Origin of the sequence: Methylobrevis pamukkalensis, assembly GCF_001720135.1 — a bacterium.
GTDB classification, from domain to species: domain Bacteria; phylum Pseudomonadota; class Alphaproteobacteria; order Rhizobiales; family Pleomorphomonadaceae; genus Methylobrevis; species Methylobrevis pamukkalensis.
Genome location: NZ_MCRJ01000185.1, coordinates 1 through 4,852, shown reverse-complemented (window position 1 = coordinate 4,852; position 4,852 = coordinate 1). Strand labels below are relative to the sequence as shown.

Annotated in this window: 1 protein-coding gene and 2 pseudogenes; 2 read left to right on the top strand and 1 reads right to left on the bottom strand. The window is 68.9% G+C overall.

Annotated features, from left to right (window positions below; translation table 11 throughout):
- A partial coding sequence (locus tag A6302_RS19325; RefSeq protein WP_210183403.1) for a BMP family ABC transporter substrate-binding protein occupies positions 1-708 on the top strand: 708 nt, incomplete at its 5' end.
- A 273-nt stretch (positions 709-981) separates the two neighbouring features.
- A pseudogene (locus A6302_RS19320) lies at positions 982-1,670 on the top strand (SDR family oxidoreductase).
- Between the two features lie 42 nt (positions 1,671-1,712).
- Here the strand turns inward: A6302_RS19320 and A6302_RS21685 are convergent.
- A pseudogene (locus tag A6302_RS21685) lies at positions 1,713-4,852 on the bottom strand (efflux RND transporter permease subunit); the annotation flags it as partial.

Here is a 4,852-nt window from a genome sequence, read left to right as displayed (position 1 = left end):
TCCGATGAACCTCGGCGGCTATTTCTGCTACCTCGACCAGGGCCACTACGTGAACGGCATCGCCGCCGGCCTGTCGACGACGCGAACAAGATCGGCTTCGTCGCCGCCAAGCCGATCTCGCTGGTGCTGCGCAACATCAACGCCTTCACCCTCGGCGTGAAGAAGGTGAACCCGGCGGCGGAAGTGCGCCTGATCATCACCGGCGAATGGTCGCTGCCCGTGCGCGAGGCCGAGGCGACCAACGCGCTGATCGACGCCGGCTGCGACGTGATCGCCTGCCACGTGGACAGCCCGAAGGTGGTGGTGGAAACCGCCGAGGGCCGCGGCGCCAGGACCTGCGGCCACAACGCCGACCAGTCGTCGCTGGCGCCGAAGGGCTTCATCACCGGCGCCGAGCTGAAGTGGGGCACGGTCTACACCGCCTATGCCGGCATGATCGCCAGGGGCGAGAAGCTGCCGAACGTCAACGAGGGCGGCTACGACCGCGACATGGTCCAGTCGACGGCCTTCGGCGCCGGCGCCACGGAAGCGGCGATCGCCGCCGCCACCAAGGCGATCGAGGAGGTCAAGGCCGGCGGCCCGATCTTCGTCGGCCCGCTCAAGGACAACAAGGGCAAAACGGTGATCGAGGGCACGCTCGGCCTCTACGACGGCGCGCTCTGGGGCACCGACTACCTGATCGAGGGCGTGGTCGGCTCGATCACCTGAAGTGGCGGGGCGCGGCGCGGCCGAACCCTTCTCCCCCCGGGGGAGAAGGTGGCCGCGCAGCGGCCGGATGAGCGGGCTGACGGGCGGCGCGGTCCCTTCACGCCCTTCATGCCCGTCCCCGCTTGACGACAGCCCCCCGCACCCGCCATCACCCCCCCGCAACGACACGACACGCGGGAGGCAGCCATGGCACACGGACCGGACACCGGAGCGGCGCGGATCGCGCTTGTGACCGGCGGCGGCACCGGCGTCGGCCGGGCGATCGCCGAGGCACTGTCGGCGGCCGGCTTCACCGTGGTGATCAGCGGCCGGCGCGCCGACATTCTGGACACGGCCGCGGCCGAGATCATGGCCGCGACGGGCGGGCAGGTGCTGCCGAGGGTCGCCGACGTCTCCGACCACCTCGCCGTGGACGCCCTGTTTGCCGCGATCGAGGCCGACTTCGGCCGGCTCGACCTTCTCGTCAACACGCCGGCACCGGCGCCCGGGCGGTGCCGATGGAGGACCTGGCGATCGAGGAATGGAACGCCGTCGTCGGCGCCAACCTCACCGGCGTGTTCCTCTGCACCCGCGCGGCGATGGCGCTGATGAAGCGGCAGGTTCCGAAGGGCGGACGGATCATCAACAACGGCTCGATCTCGGCGCAGACGCCCCGGCCGTTCTCGGCGCCCTACACCGCCACCAAGCATGCGGTGACGGGCCTCACCAAGGCGACCGCCCTCGACGGGCGCGCCCATGCGATCGCCTGCGGCCAGATCGACATCGGCAATGCCGTCACCGAGATGACCGAGAAGATGGCGGCCGGCATCCTGCAGGCGAACGGCACGACGATGCCCGAGGCGCGCATGCCCGCCGAGCATGTCGGCGAGGCGGTGGTCTACATGGCCAGCCTGCCGCTTGGCTCCAACGTCCTGTTCATGACGGTGATGGCCACCGAGATGCCCTTCGTCGGCCGCGGCTGACATGTGACGGACCCCTGCGGCGGGTCTCCGCTGCTCGGGCCGTCACTGCACGGGCGTCCTGGCGTCTCCTGCGACAGCGTCCTTTGTCCCGGCTTCGGGCGCCCCAGCGTCCGGCGTCTTCCGCAGCTTCGCCACGGCGGCGCGCACCGTCACGTAGAACAGCGGCACGAAGAAGATGCCGAGGAAGGTGGCGGCGATCATGCCGCCCATCACGCCGATGCCGACCGCGTTCTGCGCGCCCGAGCCGGCGCCCGACGCGATCGCCAGCGGCAGCACGCCGAGGATGAAGGCAAAGGACGTCATCAGGATCGGCCTGAGCCGCAGCAGCGAGGCCTCCACCGTCGCCGCGACCAGCCCCCTGCCGCCGGCCTCCAGTTCCTTGGCGAATTCCACGATCAGGATCGCGTTCTTGGCGGCCAGACCGATCGTCGTCAGCAGGCCGACCTTGAAGTAGACGTCGTTGGACTGGCCGAACAGGGTCGCCGCCGCCAGCGCGCCGAGCACGCCGATCGGCACGGCCAGCATCACCGAGAAGGGGATCGACCAGCTCTCGTAGAGCGCGGCAAGGCAGAGGAAGACCACCAGCATCGAGATCGCATAGAGCGCCGGGGCCTGGTTGCCGGAAATCTCCTCCTGGTAGGAGAGGCCGGTCCAGGCCGAGGTGAAGCCGCCGCCGACCTCGCCGACCAGCCGGTCCATCTCGGTCATGGCGTCGCCCGAGCTCACCCCCGACGGCGCCGCGCCCTCGATGCCGACGGCGGAGATGCCGTTGTAGCGGTCGAGCTTGGGCGAGCCGAAGGTCCACGACGTGCCGGCAAAGGCCGAGAAGGGCACCATGTCGCCCGCGCCGTTGCGCACCTGCCAGTCGGCGAAACTCTCCGGCGACATGCGGAACGGCGCATCCGCCTGGACATAGACCGGACGGATCTTGTCCTGGTTGATGAAGTCGTTGACGTAGCGGCCGGCATAGGCGACCGACAGGGTGGTGTTGATGTCCGAGAGATCGACGCCGAGCGCGCCGGCCCGTTCCTGATCGACATCGATCTTGAACTGGGCCTGGTCCTCCTGCCCGCTCTGGCGCACGCCGGAGACGAGCGCGCTGGCGCGCGAGAGCTCTAGCAGCCGGGTCCGGGCGGCCACCAGCGCCGCGTGGCCGGCGCCGGCGGTGTCCTGCAGATACATGTTGAAGCCGCTGGAGGTGCCGAGGTTGGGGATCGCCGGCGGCGCCAGCGCGATCACCCGGCCGTCGCGGATCTGCGAGAAGGCCCGCATTGCCCGGCCGGAGACGGCCGCCGCCGAAAGGGCCGGGTCGGAGCGCTCGGCAAAGTCCTTGAGCTTGACGAAGGCGATCGCCGCGTTCTGGCCGCTGCCGCTGAAGCTGAAGCCGATGGTCGCGAACACGCTGTCGACCGCGGCCTTCTCCTCCTCCAGATAGTATCTCTCCACCTGCTCGACGACCGCCCGCGTGCGGGTGCTGCTTGCCCCGGACGGCAGCTCGATCATGGTCATCAGCATGCCCTGGTCTTCCGGCGGCAGGAAGGACGAGGGCAACTCGCGGAACATGACGAAGACGGCGCCGCAGATCAGCAGGAACACCGCGAGCATGCGCAGCGGCCGGCGCAGCAGGCCGCCGACGCCGCGGCCATAGGCCTGCGCGGTGCGGTCGAAGCCGCGGTTGAACATGCCGAACAGACCGCCGCGGGCATGGCCCACGGTGACCGGTTTCAGCATGGTCGCGCACAGCGCCGGCGCAGCACCACGGCCACCAGCACGGACAGCACCATGGCCGAGACGATGGTGATCGAGAACTGGCGGTAGATCACGCGACCGAGCCGGCGAAGAAGGCCATCGGCACGAACACCGCGGACAGCACCAGCGCGATGCCGATCAGCGCGCCGGTGATCTCGCCCATCGATTTCTGCGTCGCCTCGCGCGGGGACAGCCCCTCCTCGGCCATGATGCGCTCGACGTTTTCCACCACGACGATCGCGTCGTCGACGAGCAGGCCGATCGCCAGCACCATGGCGAACATCGTCAGCGTGTTGATCGAATAGCCGAACAGGGCCAGCACCGCGAAGGTGCCGAGCAGCACCACCGGCACGGCGATCGTCGGGATCAGGGTCGCCCGCAGGTTCTGCAGGAACACGAACATGACGATGAAGACGAGGACGATCGCCTCCAGCAGCGTCTCGACCACCTTCTCGATCGAGAGTTCGACGAAGGGCGTCGTGTCATAGGCGTAGAGCACCTCGACCGACATCGGCAGGCTGGTCGCCAGCCGCTCCACCGCGGCGCGCACGCCCTCGGCGGTGTCGATGGCGTTGGCGCCGGTGGCAAGGTTGACCGCAAAGCCGGCCGCCGGCTGGCCGTTGAACCGGGCTTCCGAACCGTAGGTCTCGGCCCCGATCTCCACCCGCGCCACATCCTCGAGCCGGACGAGCGCGCCGTCTTCCGACGACTTCAGGATGATCGCCCGGAACTGGTCCGGGGTCTGGAGCTGGCTCTGCGCGGTGATCGTGACGTTGAGCTGCTGGCCCTCCACCGCCGGGGTGTCGCCAAGCTGGCCGACCGAGACCTGGGTGTTCTGGGCCGAGATCGCCGCGGTCACGTCGCCGGGCATCAGCTGGAACCTGGCCAGGCGCACCGGATCGAGCCAGATCCGCATCGCGTAGCCGGAGCCGAAGATCCGCAGGTCGCCGACGCCCTCGACGCGCTTGATCGTGTCCTCGAGATTGGCGCTGATCAGGTTGCCGAGGTCGAGCGACGACATCGACCCGTCGGTCGACACCAGCGTGCCGACCATCAGGATGCTGGAGGTGGACTTGGTGACGCTGATTCCCTGGTCCACCACCGCGTCCGGCAGCGAGCTCTCGACCAGCTGCAGCTTGTTCTGCACCTGGACCTGGGCGATGTCCGGATCGGCGGAATTGTTGAAGGTCAGCGAGATCGAGGCCGACCCGTTCGAGGAACTCGACGACGACATGTAGTCGAGATTCTCGATGCCGGTCATGCTCTGCTCGATCACCTTGGTGACCGCATTCTCGACCGTCTCGGCGGTGGCGCCGGGATAGGTGGCGGAGATCTGCACCGTGGTCGGCGCGATCTCGGGATACTGGGTGATCGAGAGCTGGCTGATCGCCAGGAGGCCGCCGAGCATGATCGCGATGGCGATCACCCAGGCG